This is a genomic window from Corynebacterium tuscaniense DNF00037 (assembly GCF_000759055.1).
Taxonomy (GTDB): domain Bacteria; phylum Actinomycetota; class Actinomycetes; order Mycobacteriales; family Mycobacteriaceae; genus Corynebacterium; species Corynebacterium tuscaniense.
Map to the genome: position 1 here is coordinate 39929 of NZ_JRNG01000019.1, position 25990 is coordinate 65918.

At 61.2% G+C, this 25990-nt stretch carries 27 protein-coding genes; 14 read left to right on the forward strand and 13 right to left on the reverse strand.

Features of this window, described 5'->3' with window-relative positions; all coding sequences use genetic code 11:
• Positions 1 to 3 precede the first annotated feature (3 nt).
• Genes HMPREF2129_RS05475 through HMPREF2129_RS05485 form a run of 3 tightly spaced genes read left to right on the forward strand, consistent with a single transcriptional unit; the run spans position 4 to position 3214 of the window.
• Positions 4 to 957: an electron transfer flavoprotein subunit alpha/FixB family protein gene (locus HMPREF2129_RS05475; RefSeq protein ID WP_034664110.1), complete on the forward strand. Its 954-nt coding sequence runs from the start codon at positions 4 to 6 to the stop codon at positions 955 to 957.
• Positions 954 to 2087, forward strand: coding sequence for a cysteine desulfurase family protein (locus tag HMPREF2129_RS05480; protein WP_034664111.1), 1134 nt, complete (start codon positions 954 to 956; stop codon positions 2085 to 2087). Before HMPREF2129_RS05475 ends, HMPREF2129_RS05480 begins: the two co-directional genes overlap by 4 nt.
• Before the next feature lie 59 nt (positions 2088 to 2146).
• Complete coding sequence (locus HMPREF2129_RS05485) at positions 2147 to 3214, forward strand: glycoside hydrolase family 25 protein (protein WP_034664113.1); 1068 nt, start codon at positions 2147 to 2149, stop codon at positions 3212 to 3214.
• Positions 3215 to 3222: 8 nt separating this feature from the next.
• Here the strand turns inward: HMPREF2129_RS05485 and HMPREF2129_RS05490 are convergent, their stop codons facing one another.
• The 6 genes from HMPREF2129_RS05490 to HMPREF2129_RS05515 all read right to left on the reverse strand — a co-directional run bounded on the left by HMPREF2129_RS05490 (position 3223) and on the right by HMPREF2129_RS05515 (position 8343).
• Positions 3223 to 4017 carry a spermidine synthase gene (locus HMPREF2129_RS05490; RefSeq protein ID WP_034664115.1) on the reverse strand — a complete coding sequence of 265 codons (795 nt, stop codon included), beginning with the start codon at positions 4015 to 4017 and terminating at the stop codon, positions 3223 to 3225.
• Between the two features lie 11 nt (positions 4018 to 4028).
• The gene (locus HMPREF2129_RS05495) at positions 4029 to 4778 is read right to left on the reverse strand and encodes an ABC transporter permease (RefSeq protein ID WP_034664117.1); all 750 of its coding nucleotides are present in this window, start codon (positions 4776 to 4778) and stop codon (positions 4029 to 4031) included.
• A gap of 4 nt (positions 4779 to 4782) precedes the next feature.
• A complete protein-coding gene (locus HMPREF2129_RS05500; RefSeq protein ID WP_052092829.1) occupies positions 4783 to 5529 on the reverse strand; it encodes an ABC transporter permease in 747 nt (248 codons plus the stop codon).
• Positions 5526 to 6443 carry an ABC transporter ATP-binding protein gene (locus HMPREF2129_RS05505; protein ID WP_034664119.1) on the reverse strand — a complete coding sequence of 306 codons (918 nt, stop codon included), beginning with the start codon at positions 6441 to 6443 and terminating at the stop codon, positions 5526 to 5528. The genes HMPREF2129_RS05500 and HMPREF2129_RS05505 overlap by 4 nt, the downstream gene beginning before the upstream one ends.
• Before the next feature lie 83 nt (positions 6444 to 6526).
• A complete protein-coding gene (locus HMPREF2129_RS05510; protein WP_034664120.1) occupies positions 6527 to 7213 on the reverse strand; it encodes a response regulator in 687 nt (228 codons plus the stop codon).
• A complete protein-coding gene (locus tag HMPREF2129_RS05515) occupies positions 7210 to 8343 on the reverse strand; it encodes a sensor histidine kinase (protein WP_052092832.1) in 1134 nt (377 codons plus the stop codon). Before HMPREF2129_RS05515 ends, HMPREF2129_RS05510 begins: the two co-directional genes overlap by 4 nt.
• Before the next feature lie 106 nt (positions 8344 to 8449).
• Here HMPREF2129_RS05515 and mnmA point away from each other — a divergent pair, with 106 nt between their 5' ends.
• Together mnmA and HMPREF2129_RS05525 are read left to right on the forward strand one after the other, a co-directional pair.
• Complete coding sequence (mnmA, locus tag HMPREF2129_RS05520; RefSeq protein ID WP_034664122.1) at positions 8450 to 9559, forward strand: tRNA 2-thiouridine(34) synthase MnmA; 1110 nt, start codon at positions 8450 to 8452, stop codon at positions 9557 to 9559.
• The gene (locus HMPREF2129_RS05525) at positions 9556 to 10428 is read left to right on the forward strand and encodes a uroporphyrinogen decarboxylase/cobalamine-independent methonine synthase family protein (RefSeq protein ID WP_034664124.1); all 873 of its coding nucleotides are present in this window, start codon (positions 9556 to 9558) and stop codon (positions 10426 to 10428) included. The genes mnmA and HMPREF2129_RS05525 overlap by 4 nt, the downstream gene beginning before the upstream one ends.
• Positions 10429 to 10432: 4 nt before the next feature.
• Here HMPREF2129_RS05525 and HMPREF2129_RS05530 read toward each other — a convergent pair whose 3' ends face one another.
• Complete coding sequence (locus HMPREF2129_RS05530; protein WP_034664165.1) at positions 10433 to 11110, reverse strand: 3'-5' exonuclease; 678 nt, start codon at positions 11108 to 11110, stop codon at positions 10433 to 10435.
• 73 nt (positions 11111 to 11183) lie between these two features.
• Between HMPREF2129_RS05530 and HMPREF2129_RS05535 the strand changes: the two genes are divergently transcribed.
• Positions 11184 to 11945 carry a MerR family transcriptional regulator gene (locus tag HMPREF2129_RS05535; protein WP_034664126.1) on the forward strand — a complete coding sequence of 254 codons (762 nt, stop codon included), beginning with the start codon at positions 11184 to 11186 and terminating at the stop codon, positions 11943 to 11945.
• 52 nt (positions 11946 to 11997) lie between these two features.
• Positions 11998 to 14028: an NAD-dependent DNA ligase LigA gene (gene ligA / locus HMPREF2129_RS05540; RefSeq protein ID WP_034664128.1), complete on the forward strand. Its 2031-nt coding sequence runs from the start codon at positions 11998 to 12000 to the stop codon at positions 14026 to 14028.
• Here the strand turns inward: ligA and HMPREF2129_RS05545 are convergent.
• The 4 genes from HMPREF2129_RS05545 to HMPREF2129_RS05560 form a co-directional block, all read right to left on the reverse strand.
• Positions 14025 to 14273, reverse strand: a complete 249-nt coding sequence (locus HMPREF2129_RS05545) for a hypothetical protein (RefSeq protein ID WP_034664130.1) — start codon at positions 14271 to 14273, stop codon at positions 14025 to 14027. The genes ligA and HMPREF2129_RS05545 overlap by 4 nt on opposite strands.
• Positions 14270 to 15292, reverse strand: a complete 1023-nt coding sequence (locus HMPREF2129_RS05550) for a serine hydrolase domain-containing protein (protein ID WP_232218107.1) — start codon at positions 15290 to 15292, stop codon at positions 14270 to 14272. The genes HMPREF2129_RS05545 and HMPREF2129_RS05550 overlap by 4 nt, the downstream gene beginning before the upstream one ends.
• Entirely contained in the window at positions 15292 to 15816 is a 525-nt protein-coding gene (locus tag HMPREF2129_RS05555) for an ArsR/SmtB family transcription factor (RefSeq protein ID WP_052092835.1), read from the reverse strand. Before HMPREF2129_RS05555 ends, HMPREF2129_RS05550 begins: the two co-directional genes overlap by 1 nt.
• 96 nt (positions 15817 to 15912) lie before the next feature.
• Positions 15913 to 16587 (reverse strand): ACT domain-containing protein, encoded by a 675-nt coding sequence (locus HMPREF2129_RS05560; RefSeq protein ID WP_034664132.1) that lies wholly within the window; start codon positions 16585 to 16587, stop codon positions 15913 to 15915.
• Between the two features lie 91 nt (positions 16588 to 16678).
• Here HMPREF2129_RS05560 and gatC point away from each other — a divergent pair, with 91 nt between their 5' ends.
• From gatC to HMPREF2129_RS05585, 5 genes are read left to right on the forward strand one after another with little or no spacing between them, the layout of a single operon-like run.
• Positions 16679 to 16987, forward strand: a complete 309-nt coding sequence (gene gatC / locus HMPREF2129_RS05565; protein WP_034664170.1) for an Asp-tRNA(Asn)/Glu-tRNA(Gln) amidotransferase subunit GatC — start codon at positions 16679 to 16681, stop codon at positions 16985 to 16987.
• A complete protein-coding gene (gene gatA, locus HMPREF2129_RS05570; protein ID WP_034664134.1) occupies positions 16988 to 18469 on the forward strand; it encodes an Asp-tRNA(Asn)/Glu-tRNA(Gln) amidotransferase subunit GatA in 1482 nt (493 codons plus the stop codon).
• Complete coding sequence (locus tag HMPREF2129_RS05575) at positions 18453 to 19787, forward strand: MFS transporter (RefSeq protein WP_034664136.1); 1335 nt, start codon at positions 18453 to 18455, stop codon at positions 19785 to 19787. The genes gatA and HMPREF2129_RS05575 overlap by 17 nt, the downstream gene beginning before the upstream one ends.
• A 19-nt stretch (positions 19788 to 19806) precedes the next feature.
• Positions 19807 to 20838 carry an ATP-dependent 6-phosphofructokinase gene (locus HMPREF2129_RS05580; protein WP_034664137.1) on the forward strand — a complete coding sequence of 344 codons (1032 nt, stop codon included), beginning with the start codon at positions 19807 to 19809 and terminating at the stop codon, positions 20836 to 20838.
• 23 nt (positions 20839 to 20861) lie between these two features.
• On the forward strand, positions 20862 to 21422 hold the full coding sequence (locus HMPREF2129_RS05585) for a GNAT family N-acetyltransferase (protein ID WP_232218108.1): 561 nt from the start codon (positions 20862 to 20864) through the stop codon (positions 21420 to 21422).
• On the opposite strand, the gene nadC is transcribed toward HMPREF2129_RS05585, so the two are convergent.
• Together nadC and nadA are read right to left on the reverse strand one after the other, a co-directional pair.
• On the reverse strand, positions 21419 to 22267 hold the full coding sequence (nadC, locus tag HMPREF2129_RS05590; RefSeq protein WP_034664142.1) for a carboxylating nicotinate-nucleotide diphosphorylase: 849 nt from the start codon (positions 22265 to 22267) through the stop codon (positions 21419 to 21421). The genes HMPREF2129_RS05585 and nadC overlap by 4 nt on opposite strands.
• A gap of 4 nt (positions 22268 to 22271) precedes the next feature.
• Positions 22272 to 23225 (reverse strand): quinolinate synthase NadA, encoded by a 954-nt coding sequence (gene nadA, locus HMPREF2129_RS05595; RefSeq protein ID WP_034664144.1) that lies wholly within the window; start codon positions 23223 to 23225, stop codon positions 22272 to 22274.
• Between the two features lie 88 nt (positions 23226 to 23313).
• Here nadA and HMPREF2129_RS05600 point away from each other — a divergent pair, with 88 nt between their 5' ends.
• Positions 23314 to 24276: a bile acid:sodium symporter family protein gene (locus HMPREF2129_RS05600; protein ID WP_034664146.1), complete on the forward strand. Its 963-nt coding sequence runs from the start codon at positions 23314 to 23316 to the stop codon at positions 24274 to 24276.
• 49 nt (positions 24277 to 24325) lie between these two features.
• Positions 24326 to 25828 (forward strand): Asp-tRNA(Asn)/Glu-tRNA(Gln) amidotransferase subunit GatB, encoded by a 1503-nt coding sequence (gene gatB, locus HMPREF2129_RS05605; RefSeq protein WP_034664148.1) that lies wholly within the window; start codon positions 24326 to 24328, stop codon positions 25826 to 25828.
• Positions 25829 to 25990 lie beyond the last annotated feature (162 nt).

Below are 25990 nucleotides of genomic sequence, written 5' to 3' on the forward strand. Positions count from 1 at the left end.
TTCATGCACGTCTACGTACTTGTTGAACACACAGGCGCGACCTTGAGTCCCATCACCGGCGAACTGATCACAGCTGCGCGCCCGCTCGGTGTTGTGTCTGCTGTGGTTGTTGGTGCACCCGGGGAGGCCGCTGCGCTGGCGCCGTCCTTGGCTGAGCTTGGTGCTGCGCAGGTCATTGATGCGTCTGCCGCGGATTACACCTCGCGCTTGATCACCCCTGAGGTGGATGCGCTGCAGGCTCTCGGTGCGGCGAACCCGGCACCCATTGTCATTGCGGCTACCGCGACCGGCAATGAGATCGCTGGCCGTTTGGCCGCTCGTCTGGGGGCCGGTGTACTGACCAACGTTGTGGGCATCGCTGCAGATAGGACTGCCCACCACGAGATCTTCGGTGGTGCCTACAAGACCACTACTGCCGCCGGTGGTTCGACCCCGATTTACACTCTGCGCCCGGGTTCCGTGAAGGCCGTTCCGGAAGCTGCCGCGGGTCAGCTCGCACCCATGCCTCTCCCTGCCGCCACTGAGCGCGATGTCCGCGTGACATCCTTCACTCCGAAGGTGCGCGGCGACCGCCCTGAACTCACCCAGGCAGCCACGGTTGTGTCCGGTGGGCGCGGTATTGGTGATGCGGACGGGTTCCGGGATTACGTGGAGGGCCTCGCGGACGAGCTCGGTGCCGCTGTCGGTTCCACCCGCGACATCGTGGACCTGGGCTACGCCGACCCGGAAACCCAGGTGGGGCAGACCGGTGCCACTGTGTCCCCAGACCTGTACATCGCTTTGGGTATCTCGGGCGCGATCCAGCACACCTCCGGTATGCAGACCTCAGGCACCATCGTTGCCGTGAACCAAGACCGCGATGAGCCGATCTTTGCTATCTCCGACATCGGCGTTGTGGCCGATGTGGAGGAATTCGTGCCCGAGTTGATCAAGGCACTACAGGCCCGCAAGCAGTGAGCTACTTCGATCACGCCGCCACCACGCCGATGCGTCAGGTGGCGGTTGACACGTGGGTGGAGCACGCCCACTTTCTCAACCCCGGTGGGCAATACCGCTCCGGCCGTGAGGCCAATGCCGTGCTGTCCCAAGCACGGGAAACCATCGCGGGCATCCTTGGCGCGGATCCCGTAGAGGTGATCTTCACCGGCTCCGGCACGGAAGCCGATAACGTGGCCATCCGCGGGTTCGCTGCAGAACCAGGTGCGCGCATCGTGTCCACCCCGATTGAGCACCCGGCGGTGCGGGAAACCGTCGCGGACCTGGCCAAGCACGGCGCATCCGTTGATCTGCTGCCGGTGGGTCTGGACGGGCTCGTGCGGCTTACCGACGCCCTTGATCAGCCCGCCTCCGTTGTCACCTGTATGTGGGCGAATAATGAGACTGGCGCGATTCAGCCGGTCACCGAGATCGTTTCCCGTGCCACCGCCGTCGGCTCACCCGTCCATGTGGATGCGGTGCAGGTGGTGGGCCATCTCCCCGTGGACTTTAACGCCCTCGGGACAACAACACTCGCCGCCAGCGCCCACAAATTCGGTGGGCCGCGTGGCGTCGGGATCTTGCTAGCCCGACGTTCCCCAACTCCTGCCCCGGTGCTCACCGGTGGGGGACAGCAGCGTGGCCTGCGCCCCGGAACTGTTGACGTCGCGGCAGCTGCCGCCACCGCTGCTGCGCTCGAAGAAGCAGTTGACGAAATGGGCGCGGAGAATAAACGCCTCTCACAACTTCGCGACGAACTCATCGCCACCGTCACTCACTCAGTGCCCGGCTCCTACGCGACGGTTCTTGGGGCAGACCAGCCAACAGAGGTTCTCCCCGGGCACGCGCATCTGACCTTCCCAGGGGCCAACGGTGACGCGATGATCATGCTCCTGGATAGCCACGGTATTGAGGCATCTACAGGTTCCGCTTGCAATAACGGTGTGAACCAGCGCAGCCATGTTCTTGAGGCCATGGGCCTGCCCGATGATCATGCGGATGGCGCTTTGCGCTTCACCCTTGGTCGCACGACGACGCAGGATGACATCGACCATCTCGTCTCCGTTCTCCCCGATGTGATTGAGAAAGCGCGCAGCGTGGGATCTCTTTAATTAAGTTTTTTGCGTGTCGCATGATGCGTGTGTGACTTAAGTGAACTACGGTGCAAGACATGACTCGTTTTATGCGCCCCGCCGCCCTGCTCGCATCCGCTGCAATCTTCCTTGCCGGCGTCATGGCCGCCGGCAATGTTCACGCTGATAGTCCTGCTAATTGGGTCAATGGTGTGGATGTTTCCCACCATCAGGACACCGGTGGTGACTCCATCGCGTGGCATGAGGTGCGCGACGATAACCACAAGTTCGCCATCATCAAGGCGACCGAAGGTCAGGATTACACGGACAACGCCTTCGCAAAATTCGCGCAGGGCGCCATCGACTCCGGCATGGCAGTGGGTGCCTACCACTACGCCCGTCCGGCAAAGGACCCGGTCTCACAGGCACAGAACCTGGCCCGCGCGTACAACTCAGTGCCGGGGCTGTCCTTGCCACCGGTCCTCGACATTGAGGTTGATGAAGGCCTGAACCCGGACGATCTCAAGGAGTGGACCCGCACCTTCCTCACTGAGGTAGAAAACGAGACTGGCCGTCGCCCCATGCTGTACACCTACCGTTACTTCTGGCTGGAGCAGATGGGCAACACTGAGGAATTCTCCGACTACCCGCTGTGGCTGGCTGCCTACCAGAACAAGGCGCCGGCACCGGTCGGTGGCTGGGACAAGGTGGATATCTGGCAGCGCTCTGAGTCCGGGAACGTGGCCGGCATCAACACCCCAGTGGACCTGAACCTGTTCAACGGCAACCACGGCCAGTTCGCACGCTTCACCGCTGGTGATTTGGGCGCCACCGGCGGCATCCTGGAGCCACTGCAGGATCAGCCGATCGAAGGGGATTTCTCCGATTCACTGCAGGTTCTGGAGCAGTCCAACACGGCTCTTGCGGCCGCGATCCTCGGCCTGGCCTCGGGCATCCTTGCACCGGAGCAGGTGGAAAATGCTGCACAGAACTTCGGTTTTGACTCTGGAGATGCGCACAACATCGCGGACACCGCCCGCCGCCAGATTGAAACCGGCACCCTGCCGATCGACGACCTGAACAAGATGATGGTCGGAGACGACTACTCCGTCGGCGACCTGCTTATCCTCCTGGACAACGCGAATAAGCAGAACGAAGTCAAATAGTCCACGAGCTAGTCCTCGCGCGGCGTTGCGGAAGCAGCCATGTCGCGGGCCCACTTGTCACCTTTGAAGTGAGCGGGCACACCACCCCCGAGCAACCTGCGGGTCAGCTCGGGGTTTTCGCGTATCTCTGCTCGGGAGCCGAGCAAAATGATGTTGCCATACCGTCGGCCTTTCAGCATCGGTGGATCAGCGATCACCGCTAGGTGCGGGAAAACTTCCGCCATGCCCGCCAGCTCCTCGCGCGCCTCTTTCAGGTCACCGCGCGAACCACAGTTAGCCACGTACAAACCAGTCGGGGAGAGGGAGCGGAGGCAGTGGTGGAAGAAGGTGAGCGTCGTTAAGCTGCGCGGAGTCGTTGCTGACTCGAAGACATCGCGGATGATCACATCGCGCGACGCCTCGACGAACCCATCGGTGACATCGCGCGCGTCGCCCACCCGGATCTTCACGAGTGGCGCGCGCGGAATGTCGAACTTCTCCCGCGCGAGCTGCGCCAAATCCATGTCCCATTCGACGACCGTGTTACGCGAATGCGGCCACACGTGCGCGAAGTAACGCGGCAGCGAGCACCCCGCGCCACCTAGATGCGTCAGGCGAGGTCTATCCCATGCAGCTGACGCTGCATGATTTTCGACGGCAGCCGCTATCCACCGCATGTACTCAAAGTCCAGCCGCTCCGGCTCACCCGGCACGATGTGCGAGCTGGGCACACCGTTCACAAGCAACAGCATCGACCCATCCGGTTCGTGGATGATCTCCGCGACACCGGTGTCAATCTCGAAGGTTTCGCTTTTCTGGGGCATAGTCGCTGAGATTACAGACGTACATCCGTTGTCCGGAGATAGGCCGTGGCGGCGAACCATCCGGCCACAGAGAGCGCGAATGATCCGAACACGACTTGAGCGACCGTCGCCGTGCTGATCGCGCTGGCTCCTGCCACTGCGCTGCTTCCTAGCCAGAGGGTGTCGCTGAGCAGTCCCGGCGGCAAGACAAAGCGGGCGAACGTCGCGCCTGAAGCAAGGACGCCGAAGGAGAAGATGCTTGCGACCAATGCGATGGCGACGGGACCCGCAAAATTGCGAATCACCATCGACAGGAAAGACTGCCACGCGGACACCGCGGTGGCGGGCAGCAACGAGAGAAGCGCGACCGCGAAGAATGTTCCGGGCGGCGTACCGGGCACGCCGAGGGCGAGTCCGACGACGATGGCCAGTACGACGAGTGCTGCCTGCATCGCCACCGCCACGAGCGAGATCGCTGCGATCTTGGAGGCAGCCAGGCTGCTTGCGGAGCGGGTGGAAGTGAGCAGAGAAAGCCAGTTGTGGCCACGGTGTTCCACGCGCCAGGCGGCGGAGGCGATGATAGCGATTCCGACTGTCATGAAGATCATTCCGTAGAAGAGCATGATCTGGGACAGATAGCTCGTCCATCCTGAATCGAGTTGGCCTTGGTTGCCGGCGTAGTTGCCGGCTCCGATTGCCACTGCTATGAGCGGGACAAGGGTAAGGACGGCCCACATATGCGACCGGCGAAATTTCGTGAGGTCGTTGCGCAGCAAATTCATGTTTCTAGAGCTCCTTCCGGTCGAGTATGCGGGTTGCCACGGTGACAACAGCGGCGGCGGTGATGATGTAGGTGCCCCACGCGAACCAGTGCGGGGAAGTTGGTGTGATGCTTGTTTCGCCGAAGGTGAACGGGGTGAGCATGGCGAAGTATCCGAAGGGGTTGATGGTGGCCAGCCACGTTGGCGAGAGCAGCGCGGCAACGCCGAGGAAGCCTCCGACGACACCAATGGCGAGGACGACGATCTGGGAGTCAGTCACCGCAGCTAACCACAGCATGACGCCGAGCAAGGCCAGCGAGGTTCCGATTGCGCCAAGGCCGAAGAGTAACCAGGCCTCCAGCATGTCAGAGCCAGGGGCGGGGGCGCCCATGAGGAGAGGCATGACAAAGACGCCTGCGAATTCAACGAGTTTGAGCACGGCCACGAGCACCGCCGCCACTGCGAATTTGCGCACGATCAACGTGCCTGGCGGCACACCGGCAATGGCGTTGAGACGCCACCCGCCGTTGACGTTCTCAGCGTCCGCCACGCGGCTGGCCACGACCGCCAACTGCACCGGCGACAAGAACGCCAGAGCCATGCAATATCCGACAAGATGGGCGGCCCAGGACGATTCGGGGTCCGCGCGGAAGTCGTCCAGGCGGCCTTCGACGAAGAGATTCATGCCGGCGAACAGGACAATGCCTGCGCACAGGAGGAACCCGAGCAGCACGACCTTGGTGCGGCGCAGCTTAGCGAATTCGATGATCATGCGCTTAAACCCTCCCGTCCCGTTAGTCCGATGAAGATCTCCTCCAGGCTGCGGCGCTTGCGCACGACCTGGTGGAGTGGAACACCGTGTCTGACCAGGTGGGCGCAGGCATCGGCGACTTGGGTGTCACTGAGCCCCTTCACCTCGAGTCCGCCGGCAACCTGCACGGGGTGCAGGGCTGCCAGAAGTGAGGCGGCGACATCCGCGGAGGGGGTTTGGATGAAGATGTCGGGCAGTTGGGCGTCGTAAAGCTGCTGCTGCGAGCCCTGAAAGATAAGCGTGCCACGGTTGATGATGGTCAGATTCGAGGCCATTTTCTCGATCTCGGAGAGCAAGTGGCTGGATACCAGCACAGTGCGGCCTTCGTCGCGGGCGAGGCTGACGATGAGCGCGCGGATCTCCTCGATGCCCGCCGGGTCGAGGCCATTGGTGGGCTCGTCGAGGATGAGTAGCTGCGGGTTGCGCGTGAGAGCCATCGCGATGCCGAGGCGTTGTTTCATGCCCAGCGAGTAGTTCTTGACCAGCTTGTCCATCTGGTTGCTCAGCCGCACGAGGTCGATCGCGCGTTGCGCATTAGCTTCCGAGGCACCGAAGAGTCGCGATGCGATTTTCATGTTCTCGCCGCCGGTTAGATGCGGGTATGCGGATGGTGCCTCGATAAGCGCGCCCACGCCGGCGAGCACCTCGGGGCGGGTCGCGCGGTTCATGGGCCGCCCGAGCATCTCAATCTCGCCACTGGTGGGTGAGACCAAACCGAGCAGCATTTTCATGGTGGTCGATTTGCCCGACCCGTTCGGACCGAGCAGCCCGTGCACGGTACCGGACTTAACATCCAAGCCAAGGTTGTTGACCACGGTTGTGCCACCGTACGTCTTTGTCAGACTTTCTGTCCTGATGATCGATGATGTCTCCATGCACTCAAGGTTCCCGCACCACCAGCAGGTTCCGCGTCGGCGCGGGGCATGATCTTCGCTGTCCTACTCGGGTATGACGCGCTCTAGGAATCCAGCAAGTCTTTGCGCGCAACGAGTCCGGTCCGGTACGCGAACAGCGCGGCGTGGACGCGGTCGCGTGAGCCTGTTTTCGCCAGGACACGTCCGACATGTGTCTTCACCGTCGGCATGGAGATGAACATCCGCTCGGCGATCTCCGCATTCGACCAACCACGCCCGACTGCGACCAGGATCTCAGTTTCGCGCGCAGTCAACTCGTCCAAGGCAAGACGATCGGCGGGAGCAAGTGGCATATCGGCCTCAGTAGAAGAAGAGCTGAGCTTATCGACGACCCGCTTCGTCGCCCTCGGCGAGATCACCGCATCCCCGGCCGCAGTGGTGCGGATACCGCTCAACAGCGTGTCTGGCTCCGCGTCTTTGAGCAGGAATCCGCTCGCGCCCGCGGACAATGCCCCCATCACGTAACCTTCGTCGTCGAATGTGGTCAGAATGATCACCTTCGCGTCCGGGAAGCGCTGCGAGAACTGGCGTGTGGCTGCGATGCCGTCGAGGACCGGCATCTGGATGTCCATGAGCACGATGTCGACCGGGTTAGCGGCCATCGCCTCCAGGGCATCTTCACCGTTGCCGGCGAGCCAGCCCACCGATAGGTCCGGCTGGGAGTCCACCACAGCGCGGATGCCGTGGAGGAAGAGCAGCTGGTCGTCGACGAGACCGATGGAATGGGTCATGGCTCGACCCTATCTGCATGCTGTAAAGGCAGGCGCGCTTCGGTGAGCCAGGTGTTGTTGTGGGAGGGGGAGGAGGTAAGGGAGCCGTCGATAAGCGATGCTCGCTCGCGCATCCCGCGGAGACCGTGACCCTGCTGGTGTTTGGCGCCGGGCGTGAACCCATTTTCGAGGCAGATTGCAGCCTCGGTTGGATGCCAGGCAACGGTGAGCCGCGCAGTGCCGTCACCGTGCTTCATCGCATTGGTAAGTGCCTCTTGGACGATGCGGTGGATTGTCAGCGTCGTGCCCGGGTCGAGTGGGGGCAGCGTGCCTTCGACGCTGTAGTCGATGTCGAGTCCGCCCGCGCGGGTAGTGGCGACAAGACCATCGATATCGAGTGCGGGAACGAGCGGCTCGACAGGGCGCTGCTCCCCGCCACGCAGTAGGCTGAGGACACCGCGCATTTGGCGCAACGATTCCCGGCCGACCGTGCTGATCGTGCGCAGCGCGTCGTCGGACGAGGCTCCGTAGCGTGCGCCGTCGGCCTGCGCCACGATGACGGTGAGAGAATGCGTCACAATGTCGTGGATTTCGCGGGCGAGATGCGCGCGCTGTTCAGCTGCCACACGCTCGAATACATCGCGCTGGCGCTCGAGCTGGATCTGTAGTTCCTTCGCTGCCGCTTCCTCCGCACGGTGCCGCAGTTCACCGAGAAGGAAGGCAATGACGAGCAACGTGACGCTCCATGCGATGTACGGGGCGCGCACAGGCAATGGCAACGTCACCAAAGCTGGGGCGATAAGCGTCGTCGCGGCGATGTCGCCGGCAAGGAGCATGGTGGCCACGACATACCGTACGGGTGCGGGAAGGTGGCGCGCGATGATGTAGGCGGTGATCATCGCAACACCGATCACCCCGGTTGGTAGGTTTTCAGTGCAAGAGCAGGCTGCGAGCACCACGACGCACGACGCAATGGTCACCCACGGCCAGCGACGGCGCGTGAACGGCGCGGCACCCGCGCATACGACAAGGGCTGCGTCGAGCAAGCCGAAACCTGTCGCGAACGGGCTGATGAGGCAAAACGCCACGAGCACGAGCGCTAGAAGTACGTCCCGGGGTCGAATAAGCTCAACCTCCACATGATTGGTCATGCTTTGCCAGCGTAATTTCCGGGCGCATCACTGTCGTCGTACCGTGGTACCACTTTGCGGGTCGAGCATTTTCTGTCCCGCGGTGACGCGACTACACTCACGCCACGTGCGAGTTCTGGCAGCAATGAGTGGCGGCGTCGATTCCTCCGTGGCGGCGGCGCGACTCGTCGATGCCGGACACGATGTCGTCGGCGTTCACCTCGCCCTGAGCAAGGACGCGCAGCAAACCCGCGAATCCGCGCGTGGCTGCTGCTCGATCGAGGACTCCGCCGACGCGCGCCGCGTGTGCGACAAGCTGGGCATTCCGTTCTACGTGTGGGATTTCTCCGACCGCTTCAAAGAAGAAGTCATCGATGACTTCGTGGACAGCTACGCCCGCGGGGAGACCCCCAACCCGTGCCTGCGCTGCAACGAGAAGATTAAGTTCGCAGCACTCCTCGAGCGCGCGATGGCTCTCGGCTTCGACGCCATCGCAACAGGCCACTACGCGATTATCGACGCCTCTGGCAACCTCCGCCGCTCCACCGATGCCCTGAAAGATCAGTCCTACGTCCTCGGTGTGATGACGCGCGATGAGCTGGACCGCTGCATCTTCCCAGTTGGCGACACTGAGAAGCCACAGATCCGCGAGGAAGCCGCTGCCTATGGTTTTTCCACCGCGTCAAAGCCAGATTCTTATGACATCTGCTTCATCCCAGATGGCAATACCCAGGCGTTTTTGGGCAAGTCCATCGGCATGCGTCCCGGCATGATCGTGGACCAGGATGGCGCGGAGCTCAAAGAGCACGACGGTGCTTTCCAGTACACGATTGGTCAGCGCAAGGGCCTGAATATCCGCGTGCCAGCTGCCGATGGCAAGCCACGCTACGTTACCGATATTGATACTGAAACCGGCACCGTCACTGTCGGTCCGCGTGCGGCTCTCGAGGTGACCACGATCCACGCTGACCGTCTCAAGGTTCTTCACCCCGTGATGTCCGAAACTTCCGAGGGCGGAGATCCGCTCTCCGCCCTCGTGCAGATCCGTGCTCACGGTGGCGTCGTTAAGTGTCGTGCGCACGTTGACCTTGACGCGGACACCATGACACTGGATCTCGCCGAGCCGCTTTCCGGCGTTGCCCGCGGCCAGGCAGCTGTACTGTACCTGCCGGACCCGGACGGGCAGGGCGATATCGTGCTGGGGTCTGGTACGATCTGCGGAACGGAGTCCGCGTGACGGCTTTCGGGCTTGGTCCACTGCCCGGTATCGACCTTGCGCAGGCTGCGGACGTGGTTCTCTCTGAATTACCCACACCGCACCTTCCGCAGCTACCTGCCCGTGGAGTGGGCTCTGATCTCATTGGTCGCACGGTCGCGCTTTTGCCACTGAACCTCGATATCGGCCCGCGCTCCTGGCGGGTCACACGCCGCCCACAGATCGCCACCATGCGTGCCCGCGATCAATTCGAATGTGGCCTTGATCTGCTCGAGGAACTCTGGGCTGGCAAGGTCACCGAACTCAAAGTCCAGCTCGTAGGCCCGTGGACTCTCGCCGCACAGCTCGAAATGGCCAATGGCCACCGCATGATCACGGACCGTGGGGCGACACGGGATATTGCAGAGGCCTTGGTGTATGCGGCGGCGGAGCATAGGAGAGATGTGGAGAAGCGATTCGGCGTGCCAACCATCCTGCAGCTCGACGAGCCGGCGCTCGAGAACGTGCGAGGTGGAACGGTCAAAGGAACGACGGACTACGAGGAGATCCCTGCCGTTCCCGACGAGCGTCTCTTGGAGGCCTACGAGCCCTTCGGCGAGCACCTCCTCAACGCGCCGGAACCTTTGTACGGGGCCGACTGGTTCACCGTGAACCTAGCAGGGGAGTTCGACTGGGATGCTCTTGCCGGCGCGTTCGACCGTGGTGCGCGGATCGCGGTACCGGTGATGAAACCGCGCGATGTGTTCAACATCTTCGACCAGCTACAGATCGATCCGGCATTAACCAAAATCGACGTTTACGCGGAACCTGGTCCGACGCTGCTGGCTACCGCGGCGAACTATAGCGCCGCAGCGGAAATGGCAGACGCGATTGCTGCCACGCCGAAGTAAGGGACTAGCTGATCATGGGCCACGCGGTGTTGATGCCGGAGGTATCACGGCCGCGGGATTCCATGTATTTGCGGAAGTCCGTCTGAATTTCAAAATGCTTGACAGCTTGGAATTCCATGAGCTCATCCAGGTCCTTCTGGGCCAGCTCCGGCCAGACAGAATTGACCTGCTTCCAGGCGATGCGCGCAGCAGCCATCGCGTCAGAGGTGGCTTCGTGAGCATTTTCTAGCTGCACACCATAGTGCTCCGATAGTGCGCCGAGATTGCGCTTGCCGCCCTTGCGGTAGCGGTCCATCGCGCGGTCAATGAGCAGCGGATCAAACACCGGGCCAGTCACGGTGAAATCGCCGGTCAACGCGCGCAGCACCGTCAGGTCGTACGGTGCATTGAACACGATCAGGGTGAAACCGTCGTCCCAGGCCTGCTTGATGGTGTCCACGGTCTCCTTCAATACCTCACTATGCGGGCGACCTTCCGCGCGGGCCTTTTCCGTAGAGATGCCATGGATCGCAGCGGCCTGTTCAGGGATCTCCACGCCAGGGTCGGCGAGGTGTTCGGTGGCGGTGACCTCGCGACCGTCGATACGCACGAGTGCAGAGGTAACAATGCGTGCCTCCAGCGGATTCGCCGAGGTGGTTTCAAGGTCGAAGGAGAGCATCCGCGACGCGTCGAATGTAGGCATGGTGCTCATTCTAATGAGCGGCGCGACACCCACATCTTGACCTTGCCCCAAGGTCAACGTTCACACTAGTGCCATGGGTGATTACACGATCGGAGAAATGGCCGACATGCTCGGCCTGAGCACTAAAGCGCTAAGGCATTGGGAGGTGCGCGGTTTGTTGGAGCCAGCCCGTACCTACAGCGGGTACCGGATGTATTCAGATGCTGACGTGGAACGCTGCGCAGCCATCGCGCTCTACCGCGGCGTGGGCATGTCGCTGGAAAGCATCGCCGAGCTTATCGACGCCCCCTCGCACACCCTCCGATCCGCCCTGAACCACCACCGCGCCGAGTTGGCTCAACGGCTTGCTGCTGTGAACGAGCAGATCAAGGCGGTGGATGAACTTATTAATGAAACTGTGAAAGGACAGATCAACATGGACGCAATGAAGAAATACCTCGGGGAGAAAATGCTGGAATACCAGGCGGAAGCCGAGGAACGCTGGGGTGATACTGCCGAATGGGCGCAGTCCCAAGAGAAACTGGCGCAGATGGGTGAAGACGACTTTGCCCAGCTACAACGCGACCAGGAGGCCTTCGCAGCAGACCTGGTTGCTGCCCGCGATGCAGGCGTGACGGCGGGCTCGGAGGAAGCCGCCACGCTCGTCGCTCGCCACCGGGACATGATCGGGCAGTGGTACGAGGTCACCCCGTCCCGTCAGCTCATCCTGGCGCGCATGTATGTCGGTGATGAGCGCTTCCACGAGGCGTACAAGGGGGCGCAGGAATACCTGTTGGAACTCGTCGAAAAGCATGCTGCGACTGAGGGCGTGGATGTGAACAATCCGGAGTGGTGAGTAGGGGAGTCCTTGGGTGGTTCCCGTTTCTGCGTATCTACACTGGGGCAGCGTGACTGAGAATAACGGCAGCATCGATAAGGATCTCCTCCGCGAGTGGGATGAACTGGCCAAGGAGGTCCGCCACCACCGAGACCTGTACTACAACGGCGACCCGGTGATTACGGACGCGGAGTTCGATGAGATGTTCCGGGCCCTCCAGAAACTGGAGGCAGAACACCCAGAGCTGGCGGTGCCGGATTCGCCGACGAAGGAAGTCGGTGCGGCGGTGACGGACTCGGCCTTCGCGGATGTTGAGCACCTTGAGCCGATGACCAGTTTGGACAACGTGTTCTCAGCCGAGGAGCTCGCGGAATGGCTGGCCAAAACCCCCGGACCCTACCTGACGGAGCTGAAGATCGACGGCGTGTCCATCGACCTGGTCTACGAGAACGGCAAGCTTGTCCGCGCTGCCACGCGTGGGGACGGTCGCGTGGGCGAGGACATCACCGCCAACGCCCGGGTTATTGAGGACATCCCGCACGAGCTTAAAGGCGACGCACCGGCACTGGTGGAAGTCCGTGGTGAGGTGTTCATCCGCCCGGAGGACTTCCCGGAGCTCAATGAACTGCGCCAGAAGGAGGGCGGCAAGCCGTTTGCCAACCCGCGAAACACCGCAGCTGGTGGCCTGCGCCAGAAGGACCCGGAGGCGGTGCGCAAGCGTAAGTTGCGCATGATCTGCCACGGCATTGGCGCGCGCGAGGGTGTGGAGCTCACCTCCCAGCATGAGGCGTACGAGAAGCTTGCGTCCTGGGGTCTGCCCGTTAGCGAATACACCAAGAAGGCTTCGACCGCGCAGGAGGTCCAGGACGCGGTCACTTACTGGGCTGATCACCGCCATGATGCCATCCACGAGATGGACGGTGTGGTGATCAAGGTCGATGACCTAGCCACACAACGGCAGCTCGGTTTCACATCGCGCGCGCCACGGTGGGCGATCGCGTACAAGTACCCGCCGGAGGAAGTGACCACGAAGCTGCTGGATATTGAGGTGTCCATTGGTCGTACGGGTCGCGCTACGCCGTATGCCGTGATGGAGCCGGTGTTCGTCTCCGGGTCCACGGTTGCGATGGCCACGTTGCACAACCAGACGGAGGTCAAACGCAAGGGCGTGCTCATCGGTGACACGGTGGTGGTACGTAAGGCCGGCGAGATTATTCCGGAGGTCCTCGGCCCGGTCGCCGGTCTGCGTGACGGCACTGAGCGCGAGTTCGTGTTCCCCAAGGATTGCCCGGCGTGTGGCACGGAGCTCGCGCCCGCGAAGGAAGGCGATGCGGATTGGCGTTGCCCGAACACCCGCTCGTGCCCGGCGCAGCTCGGCGCGCGCCTGGAATACATCGGTTCCCGCGGGGCCTTCGACATCGAAGCCCTCGGAGAGAAGGGAGCGCATGATCTCATCGCATCGGGTGTGCTTATCGACGAATCCACTCTTTTCTCCTTAACCCCCGACGACTTAAAGAAGTCGTCGACGTACACGAGGAAAGACGGACAGATTAACGCCTCTGGCACGAAGCTCCTGAGCAACCTGCAGGAGAAAAAGACCACTGACCTGTGGCGCGTGCTGGTGGCCTTGTCGATCCGCCATGTTGGTCCGACGGCGGCGCGGTCTTTTGCGACGCGCTATAAGTCCATGGACGCTCTGCGGGAAGCCTCGGTAGAAGACCTCGCGGAGACCGATGGTGTCGGCACGATCATCGCCGAATCCTTCAAAGCGTGGTTTGAGGTGGACTGGCATGTGGAGATCGTCGATAGGTGGGCGGCAGCCGGCGTGACCATGGAAGATTCCGTCGAGGACGCAGCACCCCAAACCCTTGAGGGGTTGACCATTGTGGTCACCGGCACGTTGGAGAACTTCTCCCGCGACAGCGCCAAGGAGGCAATCCTGTCCCGCGGTGGCAAGGCATCGGGTTCGGTGTCGAAGAAGACTGACTACGTGGTGGTGGGGGAGAACGCCGGTTCCAAGGAGCAGAAAGCACGCGACCTGGGCATCACCATCTTGGACGAAGCCCAGTTTGAGCAGCTCCTGGAAACCGGCGAGGTTTAGTTCGCAAGTTTCGAAGGGGCTGTCAGTCGGGCTGATTGGAGGCCCACGAGGATGGCTGCCCAAGCCGCGAAGAGCCACCAGACAAGGATGGGGATGGATTCATTCCAGCTCATCCCTCGGGCGATGAGAACCACTACTAGGGATGTGACAACTGCATCCAAGAAACCAATGAATCGCTTCTTCTTGCGCATCAAGCTGAACGTCGATAACCCGAGCAAGACAAGAATGACAATTAGGCTGATCATGGGCGCGTACCTTTTACCAGTTCAATTCCAAGGTCGTCGACGTCGGCTTCACTCGAATTAGCGACGAATGCGGCGCGAGGATGTGGTGATTCTGGGTCCCAGACGAGCATTGTGCTGTATCCGCCGGTTCCGCCGTTGTGGAAGATATATGTTGTGTCGTCTTCCTCAAAATCCGCCCAGCCGAGCTCCGGGCCACCGTGTGCGACAACCCAGTCGACATACTTGGCAATGTCGTGTGCAGTGGAACGGATGGCGCCTGCGGGAGCCCATCCGTTCATATCCCAACGCTCGGCTTTACGGCCGTTGAAAGTGAGACCCTGTGGGTGGCCGTCGACGGTGCCCGGCATGGCGAGGAAAGTCGAGGCCATTCCGGCTGGCTCGAAGATCCGGGTGCGCAACAGCTCTTCATAGGGAGTGTCAGCGTTGACAGCGAGGAGCTGTCCGAGAAGGGCGTGACCGTAATTGGAGTAGTTTTCTTCGCCACGATTTTTGAGTTCTGCTTGCTTGGCAGCTTCCAGAATGTCGTTCGGGGTGGCATCCTTGTACGGATTGCCGCCATTGCGGAGCAGGGACAGCACTAGGTTGGCAAAGCCCACGCCTTCCAGCCGGGATAGGCCGGAGGTGTGATTGAGTAGTTCTTCGATGGTGACATCAGCAATTGGGGTTCCTGCAGCATCGATAATGTCTTGGACTTGGGTATCCAGGCGAAGGGAGCCATTTTCAATTTGTTGGCGGGCCAGCTCGCCGTTGAAAGTCTTGGTCAGGGAACCGATCTCGAACTCGGTGTGTTGGTCGGCTCCCAGGCCGCCGAAGCGGACCTCGCCACCGTCGTAGATGAATCCGGCGAGTTGGTGGTACCCCTTGGGGGCGTGGGCGACGAGCACCGATGTAATTGTGTCGTCGCCAGTGTGGTCTGTAGCGGAATCGATGGGGCGAGGGCCGAAATAGAGCAGTAATGAAAGAGTGGCCAGAGCAGCGGGGACGCCTACGGCGATGCGGCGGATATATTGCTGGCGCATTAGTGGTCCTCTCCGGCGGCAATGATGGTCAATAGGGGAATGACACGGGAAGACCTGACTTCGTAGCGGCCGTCGAGTTTGGCAATCCAGCCGGCGCTCTGAAGGGCGCCAATGTGGTGATAGGCGGTGCCGGTGGAGGAAACAAGGGCTTCGTCGACAAGCTCGGCGACTGTTGCGGGCGCCACCAAGAGTCGGCGGAGGATAGCGCCTCGGACTGGATGTGCGATCGCGGCGATGCGGTGAATGTACTCGTTCCACTCGCGGCCGGTGAGGTAGTCGGCGCTGCGTTCCCATTGGTACGCGTACTCCCGGCCGTCAAGTGTGACGGCACCTCCGAAGACGACGGATCCATGATGGTCGTGATCGGAAGAGTTCGAGCACTGGATCTGGTCCACGACCCAGAAATCTCCCGAAGACGATGAAGTGGGGGAGGATTCGAGGGCAGCGACGCGGGACTCGAGAGCTTTCAGGCGCTCCAGGATCGTTGTATTGGTTTCATGGGAAATGGAAATTTCCTGTTGCATGACTCTAGAAATACGGAATCACTGGCAATCTGTCAAGCGTGAAAGAGAAAAAGCGCGCCGAAGCGCGCACGAGTCAAAGGGGGTGGAGGGTGCTGTTTAGCGGACCAAGGCTCCCACGATGGCGCCGAGGTCGCCGATGTGGCTGACCTCGGAAGCGAGGAAGTCCGGACCGCCTGTACGGCCGACCACCATGTAGAGGCCAGCGGTACCCAGGGGCGTGATGGTCAGGGTGGAGTCGAGGAGCCACCAGGCATCGGGGACCCACGTGTCGGTGTCATCGCGGAGGATGCGGGCATGGGAGACGTCGATAAGCTGGGGTGCGGAACCATCATCACCGGGCGCGGCCTGGGATGCGGCGACACGCTCGCTGCCGGTGGCGGTTTCGCGGAGGACCACAGCCCAGGACGACGTCAACGCCATGGGCATGACGGAGACGAGCTCCTCCATCGCGGCGGGCAGATCGTGGACCTGGTGGGCCACGCGAGCGAGCATTTGCACCTGCTCGCGGCGATCAACGCGTCCAGTGAAGGGGCGGATGGAATCCACCTCAACACCCTTGACGGATGCGGCGGCGGTGATGAGGGAATCAACCATGACGCCGGTGGGAAGTTCCACCACAATGTCGTCGGTCACCATTGCGGCATCGCCGGCAAAAACTGATTCCACGATGTCTACGGACTTGATATTGGCGTCGACCATTCCGAAAGCCTCGGCGAGCTCACCAAGACTGCCGGGGGTGTCTGGAAGGACAACACGGATCAGGTAGGACATGACATCTCGTCTCGTTGAAATTCAATTGGGGTGCTGCCGTAGTATAAGGGCGACCGAGACTAATACCAATGATTTTAAGAAGGTGGGCACCGTGGCTGAAGCCTCAGGAATCTCCCGTGAGGAGGTCGCAGGCATTGCACGACTGGCGCGTATTGCCGTGAGCGAAGAGGAATTGGACCAGCTCGCAGGCCAATTGGACACGATTGTTGAGGCCGTCTCAGCGGTTCAGGCTGTAGACACCGACGGTGTTGAGGCGATGAGCCACCCGCACTCAATTGATGCTGGCATGCGTGAGGATGTTGTGCGTCCGACATTGACGCAGGAGCAGGCGCTGGACCAGGCGCCGGAGGTTGAGGAAGACCGCTTTATGGTTCCGCAGATTCTGGGGGAGGAGCAGTAGATGACCGAGTACACCATTCCCGCAGAAGGGCTGACCAGCCTGCCGGCGCACGTGCTGGCCGAGAAGATTCAGGCAGGTGAGGTGACCTCCCGCGAGGTGACCCAGGCCTTCCTCGACCGCATTGCGGAGACCGATGAGACGATCGGCGCGTTCTTGCATGTGGGTGCGGAGGAAGCACTCGCTGTTGCCGACGAAGTGGATGCTGCTGTGAAGGCCGGTGAAGCCCCGGCATCCCCACTGGCTGGTGTCCCGCTGGCGCTGAAGGACCTGTTTGTTACCACGGATGCGCCGACGACCGCTGCATCCAAGATGCTTGAGGGCTACATGAGCCCCTACGACGCGACAATTGTGTCCAAGATCCGCGCCGCGAAGATCCCGATCCTAGGCAAGACCAACCTAGATGAGTTCGCCATGGGTTCCTCCACGGAGAACTCCGCCTACAAGGTGACCCGTAACCCGTACGACTTGGACCGCACGCCGGGTGGTTCCGGTGGTGGTACGGCGGCAGCGCTGGCTGCTGGCCAGGCCCCGCTGGGCATTGGTACAGACACGGGTGGGTCGATCCGCCAGCCGGCAGCACTCACTGGCACGGTGGGTGTGAAGCCGACCTATGGTGCGGTGTCGCGCTACGGCATGATCGCCAATGCGTCCTCCCTTGACCAGGCAGGCCCGTGCGCCAATAATGTGCTGGATACGGCACTGCTGCACGAGATTATTGCCGGCCACGATGAGTTCGACGCCACGAGCGTTGATCGCCCGGTCAGCGCTGTTGTGGAAGCCGCGAAGCAGGGCGCTTCCGGCGATCTCACCGGTGTGAAGATTGGCCGTGTGAAGCAGTTCTCCGGTGAGGGGGTGCAGGCGGGGGTTGTGGAGGCCGTGGATAAGGCAATCGCGCAGCTCGAAGCCCAGGGCGCAGAGATCTTCGAGGTTGATTGCCCGACGTTCGAGCACGTCATGGGTGCGTACTACATCATTCAGACCTCGGAGGTCAGCTCTAACCTCGCGCGTTTCGACGGCATGCGGTACGGCAAGCGCGTCGGTGACGACGGCAAGAACTCCGCGGAAGAGGTCATGGCGCTCACCCGTGGTGAGGGCTTCGGCGATGAGGTGAAGCGTCGCGTCATCCTGGGTACGTACGCCCTGTCGGTTGGTTACTACGACGCGTACTACCTGCAGGCGCAGCGCATTCGTACGCTCATCGCGCAGGACTTTGCCAAGGCTTTCGAGCAGGTGGACATCATCGCGGGCCCGGCGACGCCGACGACGGCGTTCAAGCTGGGGGACAAGATCGATGATCCGTTGGCCATGTACAACTTCGATCTGTTCACCCTGCCACTGAACCTGGCTGGCCTGCCGGGCATGTCTGTCCCGGCGGGCACCGCCTCTGATACGGGTCTGCCGGTTGGCCTGCAACTCATCGCGCCGGCGTTCGCCGACGAGCGGCTCTACCGAGTGGCAGCAGCTTATGAAACCGGCCGTTAACCCCTGGAATACCCTCGCAGCTCTTGCTGCGGGGTATTTTCTCGTCCTCATTGATCAGGGTTTCATGCCCGTGATCACGCCGCTCTTGCCTTTCGACGTTGGAAATGCCGTCTGGCTCACCAGCGTCTACTTGCTGTGCACGGTTGCGCCCATGCCGGCGTCGGGGCGCTTGGGGGATACGCATGGGCAACGGCGCGTGTTCCTTATTGGGCTGGCGGTTTACGTCGCGGCCCTAGTTTTCGCTGGCTTGTCGTGGTCGTTTGCTACCTTGGTCGCAGCCCGCGGACTCCAAGGCTTTGGTGCGGCGCTCTTCCTGCCACAAGCTTTCGGCCTCATCCCGCGGGTATTCAGTGAGGATAAACAGGGGCGCGCCTTTGCTGCATGGGGAGTGATCGGCTCGGTGGCCTCACTCATCGGTCCGGTTGTGGGCGGCGCGATCGCAGAATTCTCCGGCTGGCGCGCGGCATTTCTTGCGCAGGCGGCGCTGGGTGCCATAGCGCTTATCGCGGGGCTCATTGCCTTACCGAGGCTGCCTTCCAGCAACCAACCCGTTTACCTCCTTCCGGTTCTGTTGTCTTTCGGCGGGCTCGGTTGCTTGGTCTACGGCATCCAATTCAGCAAGTGGATTTCCGTAACCATGGGTGTGATCTTCTTGGGTTTGCTCGTGCTCTCCGCGCGACGGGGAACAGACGAAGGCTTCTTGCCCGTGGACCTGCTCCGCGATCGTTCTTTCACCCTGGGCGCCGTCGGCGTGGCCGCGATGGGCTTTACCGTCGCGTCAATGTTCATCCCGCTGATGTACTGGCTGCAGACAGTCGCCGGCGCAACGCCGAGCCAGTCGGGTTTAATCACGGCACCCATGTCTGTGTTGGCATTCGTGCTCACGCCCGTGGCTGGAGATCTGACGGATCGACGCGATCCTGGTCGGCTGTGTGTCATTGGTTTCGGGGTCTCTGCCGTCGGCATCGGTCTGGCTATTGCACTCATTCAGGCTTCGGCAGGGGTGTGGTGCTTCCTCGTGGTAACGGCTTTGCTGGGAGTTGGTGGTGCTTTCGTGTGGGCACCCAATGCCGCGGTGACCATGCGGGGCATTGCAGAACATCAGACTGGTGCGGCATCGGGGCTGTACAACACCGCCCGTCAGGTGGGCAGCGTGCTCGGCGTTGCTCTGGTGGGCACAGTGTTGGCTTCTGGTGCGATCGACACCACGGCTGGCAAGGCGCTGGCTCTCCCGACTGCCGCGATGATCGTGGGGGCATTTGCTTCTTTGGCACTGGCTGCGGGGAGAAAACAGGCCGTCGCGGACATGTCGGCATAATCGCGCTAGTCTGGGGTTCATGCGTCTTGCCACACTGACCTCCGGAGGCGATTGCCCCGGCCTGAATGCTGTTATCCGCGGTATCGTCCGCACCGCGAGCTCCGAGTTTGGTTCCACGGTGGTGGGCTACCGTGATGGCTGGGTGGGCCTCATGGATGATCTGCGCGAAGACCTCTACGACGACGCGTATATGGATTCCATCCTGCTGCGCGGTGGCACCATCTTGGGTACGGGCCGCCTGCACCCGGACAAGTTCAAGGCCGGGGTTGATCAAATCAAGGAGAATCTTGCAGATGCGGGAGTGGACGCGCTCATCGCCATTGGTGGTGAGGGCACGCTTAAGGGGGCGAAATTCCTCTCTGACAATGGCATTCCAGTGGTGGGTGTGCCGAAGACGATTGACAATGACGTCAATGCCACGGACTACACCTTCGGCTTTGACACGGCAGTATCCGTGGCTACGGATGCGATTGACCGCCTGCACACCACGGCGGAGTCTCACAACCGCATCCTCATCGTTGAGGTGATGGGCCGCCACGTCGGCTGGATCGCGCTGCACGCCGGTATGGCTGGCGGTGCGCACTACACGGTGATCCCGGAGGACCCCTTCGACATTGAGGACATCTGCAAGGCGATGGAACGTCGTTTCCAGATGGGGGAGAAGTACGGCATCATCGTCGTGGCCGAGGGTGCTGTGCCGAAGGAAGGCACGATGGATGCCGGCCTGGGTGAGGAAGACGAGTTTGGTCACAAGACCTTCAAGGGCATGGGCCAGATCATCGGCGATGAGATTCACAAGCGCCTGGGCTATGACGTACGCACGACGGTTCTGGGCCACATCCAGCGCGGTGGTACGCCCACGGCCTATGACCGCGTGCTGGCCACTCGTTACGGCGTCCACGCAGCACGCGCCGCGCACGAGGGCAAGTTCGGTATGTCCGTGGCTCTGCACGGTGAGAACATTGATCTAGTCCCGCTAGAAGCAGCTGTGGGCACGCTGAAGCGTGTGCCGGAGCACCGGTACAAAACTGCGCGTGCTATGTTCGGCTGATGAATTTTTGCGATACTCCCGCCATGTCCAACGAGTGGGTCACGTTAGAGCCGCTGAGCCACGAGCATGCGGAATCCCTCGCCGCCCACGTGGGAGATCTCTCGGAACTGTGGTACCAGGACCACATCCCCACGCCGGAGGGCGTACCCGCTTACATTGACGACCTGTTGGCGCAGCAGGGGCAGGGGACCCGCGCACCCTGGGCAATTGTGAATCCAGAGGCGCAAGCGATCGGTGTGACTACCTTCTTCCACCCGGACCCCACGAATAGGAACATCGAGGTCGGCTCGACTTGGTTGGCTAAAGAAGCGCAGGGCACCCCGATCAACAAAGCGGCGAAGTTGCTGTTGCTGCAGCGCGCCTTCGAGGAGCTTGGCTGCCTGCGTGTGGAGATCCGCACGCACTACATGAACCGCCAGTCGCGTGCGGCCATTGAGAGCCTCGGTGCGAAACTGGACGGTGTGCTGCGCCGCCACAAGATCCTCAAGAGCGGACTCGTGCGCGACACCTGCGTGTATTCGATTTTGGACACCGAGTGGCCCGAGGTGAAGACGGCCCTTGAGGCGAATCTCCGTCGCCGTTAGATCGCGTCCAGCCCGATATCCAGTACGGTTACGGAGTGCGTGAGTGCACCGACAGCAAGATAATCCACGCCCGTCTCCGCATAGGCCCGTGCAACGCCAAGCGTAAGGCCACCCGAGGATTCTAGCTTCGTTGCAGGCGATATAGCATCCCGCTTATCGACGGCCTCCCGCGTCCCCTCCACACTGAAGTTGTCTAGCATCACCAGGTCTGGTTCGAATTCGAGCACCTGCTCTAGTTGCGCAAGATCATCCACCTCGACTTCGCGGGGGAGGTGGGGGAAGGCTTCCACGGTGCGTCGATAAGCTTCGGCGACGCTACCCACGCTGGCGACGTGGTTGTCTTTAATGAGCACGGCATCCCCCAGGCTCATGCGGTGATTCACGCCACCACCGCAGCGCACAGCGTACTTAGCAAGGTCACGGTAGCCGGGCAGCGTCTTCCGGGAGTCCCGAACACGGGCGTGCGTTCCAACGAGCTCCTGGGCCCATTGACTGGTGTGGGTGGCAATACCACTCGCGTAGGTGAGCAAGTTCAGGGCGGTGCGCTCCGCTGACAGGATGGCGCGGGCTGGGCCAGAGATAGTGGCTAGGTGGTCACCGGGTGCGACAGTGTCGCCGTCAGATGCGTGGATGTCCACTGTGATGGCGGGGGAGACCTCATTGAACGTCCACCGTGCGGCGTCGAGCCCAGCAACGACACCTGGTTGGCGGGGGATGAGGGATGCGGTCAGCTGTGCGCCCGTATCGACGGTCGCTTCGGAGGTAGCATCCGGCCCGTGAGCGAAATCTTCTGAAAGCCCAAGTCGGATGAGCTGTATCGTGGCTTCTTTGTTCAAACCCTGCATTGATTTACTCCCCACTGCCTGGACTACCGATGGCGATCATACGTTCCAGCGACTGTCGCGCCTTGGCTGCAATGTCTTCTGGCACCGTTACTTCATCCTTCATGTCACGCAGGCTCGCCACAAGCTTCTCCGGAGTGATCATCTTCATGTACGAGCACGAAGCCTGAGGGTTCACTGGCTGGAAGTCGGTGTTCGGGGACTTCAACTGCAGCTGGTGAAGCATGCCTACTTCAGTGGCGACGAGCACGGTGCCCTGTGTGTCCTGTGTAGCCTGGTCGAGCATGCCGCCGGTAGACAGCATGTGTACACGTTCGGGATCGATCACGCCTTCACCAGCCAGGAAAATCGCGGAGTTTGCGCAGCCGCACTCAGGGTGGATGTACAGTGGCGCATCCGGGTGAGCAGCAGCTTGATCAGCTAGCTGCTTGCCGTTAATGCCGGCGTGGACGTGGCATTCGCCGGCCCAGATGTGCATGTTGTCCCTGCCTGTTTCACGCTTCACGTGAGCGCCAAGGAACTGGTCAGGACAGAAAAGAATCTCTGTGTCCGGATCAATGGATGCAACGACCTCTACTGCATTGGAAGATGTACAACAGATATCGGTGAGTGCTTTCACGTCTGCCGTGGTGTTCACGTAGCTGACCACAACGGCATCGGGGAATTCCTCCTTCCATTGCTGGAGTTGCTCAGCCGTGATGGAATCTGCCAGGGAGCACCCGGCGTCCGCATCAGGGATGAGCACGGTCTTGTCCGGGCTCAAGATCTTGGCGCTTTCGGCCATGAAGTGCACGCCGCAAAACACAATGACGTCTGCGTCGGTTTCTGCGGCGATGCGGGACAGTGCCAATGAATCGCCAGTGAAATCAGCGATGTCTTGAATCTCCGGGATTTGGTAGTTGTGCGCCAAAATCACTGCGTTACGTTCTTGTTTTAGTTTTTGCACTTCATCGGTCCACATGTGTTCAATGTAGCCCGCTTTTATGCGTACGAGGTGAAGTTGACCCCCAAAGCACAGGTTTCACACAGTGAGAGTTATGGTCCACTGTATGGAATCGACGAAGATTGAACAGAACAAACGCAATGAAGAGCGTTCAGCCTTCATCGCGACACTCGGCTTTCCTCTCTTGGTGATCGCCGGTGGTGTCATTGGTTTCGCCGCACCCAACGTTGTCGCGCCGATTTCAGGATGGACAACGTGGCTGTTGGGCATTGTCATGTTCGGTATGGGCCTGACATTGACGGGTAAGGACTTCGTCTTTGTGGCGAAGAAGCCCTTGCCAGTGGTCATCGGTGTGGTCGCGCAGTTTGTCATTATGCCATTGGCTGCCGTCGTATTGACGTGGGCGTTGCGCCTCCCGCCGGAAGTTGCAGCGGGCGTGATCCTCGTTGGTTGTGCTCCTGGTGGTACTTCCTCCAACGTGGTGTCCTACCTGGCACGGGGTGACGTCGCCCTGTCTGTGACCATGACGTCCGTGTCCACACTGCTGGCACCGCTGCTCACGCCACTGCTGACACTGTGGCTGGCCGGTGAGCACATGGATGTCAGCGCTGGACCGATGGCGCTGTCGATCCTGAAGATGGTTGTTCTGCCTGTGGGGTTGGGTCTGTTGGTGCGTTTCCTGGCTCCAAAGTTCGTCGAAAAGATTCTTCCGACGCTCCCATGGGTGTCTGTGACGGCAATCGCGATGATCGTTGCCATCGTGGTTGCGGGCTCTCGCGACAAGCTCGCGCAAGCGGGCCTCATCGTCCTCATTGCGGTGATCCTGCACAACACGCTCGGCTACGTGCTTGGCTACCTCACCGGCAAAATCACCGGCCAGTCGGAGGCGACCTCACGCACCATGGCCGTTGAGGTGGGTATGCAGAACTCCGGCATGGCAGCAACGCTGGCTACCGCATACCTCAGCCCACTGGCCGCTCTGCCTGGCGCAGTGTTCTCTGTGTGGCACAACCTGTCCGGCGCGGTTCTCGCGCTCATTTTCCGCGCAAAGGACAAGAAGAACTGGTAACCGGAGCTATCGTCTCGGCGTCAGCAGAAGGGCATTACACTGGTCAACTATGACTGCGTACGACCTGATGGATTACGACGAGGTACTGGAAAAGTATGACCCAGTAATGGGCCTTGAGGTGCACGTCGAGCTCTCTACCGAGACGAAGATGTTCTCCACCTCCTCCGCGCACTTTGGTGCGGAGCCGAACACGAACATCGACCCGGTGTCGCTGGGCTTACCTGGCGCACTTCCTGTGGTGAATGCCAAGGGCGTGGAGTGGGCCATCAAGATTGGCCTAGCTCTTAACTGCAAGATCGCCGAGTCTTCTCGCTTTGCCCGCAAGAATTACTTCTACCCGGACCAGCCGAAGAACTACCAGATTTCGCAGTACGATGAGCCGATCGCATACGACGGTTACTTGGATGTTCTGCTTGACGACGGCACGGAGTGGCGCGTCGACATCGAACGCGCCCACATGGAGGAAGACACGGGCAAGCTGACCCACCTGGGTTCGGCTTCGGGCCGGATCTCCGGTGCGACGGCTTCACTGGTCGACTGCAACCGTGCGGGTGTGCCACTCATTGAGATCGTGACGAAGCCGATTATCGGCGCAGGGGAGCGCGCCCCGGAAGTTGCCCGCGCGTACGTGGGTGCACTGCGTGAACTGGTGAAGGCACTCGGTGTGTCTGATGCCCGTATGGATCAGGGTTCTATGCGTTGCGATGCCAACGTTTCTCTGCGTCCGAAGGGCCAGGAGAAGTTCGGTACTCGTACGGAGACCAAGAACATCAACTCCCTGAAGTCCGTCGAGCAGGCAGTGCGCTACGAGATGCAGCGTCATGCTGCTGTGCTAGAGGCAGGCGGGGAGATCGTTCAGGAAACTCGCCACTACCAGGAAACAGATGGTTCTACTTCCAAGGGCCGCCCGAAAGAAGAAGCCAGCGAGTACCGCTACTTCAACGACCCGGATCTGCCGCCCGTGATTGCGAAGCCGGAGTGGGTCGAAGAGATCCGCGCAACGTTGCCGGAGCTCCCGTGGGTGCGTCGCGCACGCATCCAGGAGGAGTGGCAGCTGCCGGAGAAGGAATTCCGCGATCTGGTTAATGCTGGTGCGCTCGACCTCATTGTTGACACGGTTGAGGCCGGCACCACGCCGGATGAGGCACGTGCATGGTGGGTGTCTTACATCGCCGGAAAGGCCAACGAGGCCGACACTGAACTTGACGCACTGGGCGTAACTCCGGCTGATGTCGCTCGCGTTGTGGCACTGGTTAAGGAAGGCAAGCTCACCACCAAGCTCGCACGTCAGGCGCTCGACGGTGTCGTTGCCGGCGAGGGTAATGTGGACGAGGTCGTGGCTAAGCGTGGCCTCGAGGTAGTCCGCGATGACGGCGCCATCGAAGCAGCGGTTGATGAAGCGCTCGCTGCTAACCCGGACATCGTGGAGAAGTACAAGGCCGGCAACACCAAGGTCACCGGTGCCATCGTTGGCGCCGTGATGAAGGCAACGCAGGGCAAGGCGGATCCGAAGTCCATCAACGAGATCATCGCAAAGAAGCTCGCCGACTAGCTTTTCGACGCACCCGTGCCCCGGCCAGCCGTTCCTGGTTGCCGGGGCCTGTGGCGTTGATGGACCGGTTTGACTTTCGCCCCGCACAGCGGTCCTCGACCTGCGGTTTTGCTGTGGGTGCTTCGCGATAGTCAAACCAACTCTTTTTAGGCATGGCGAAAG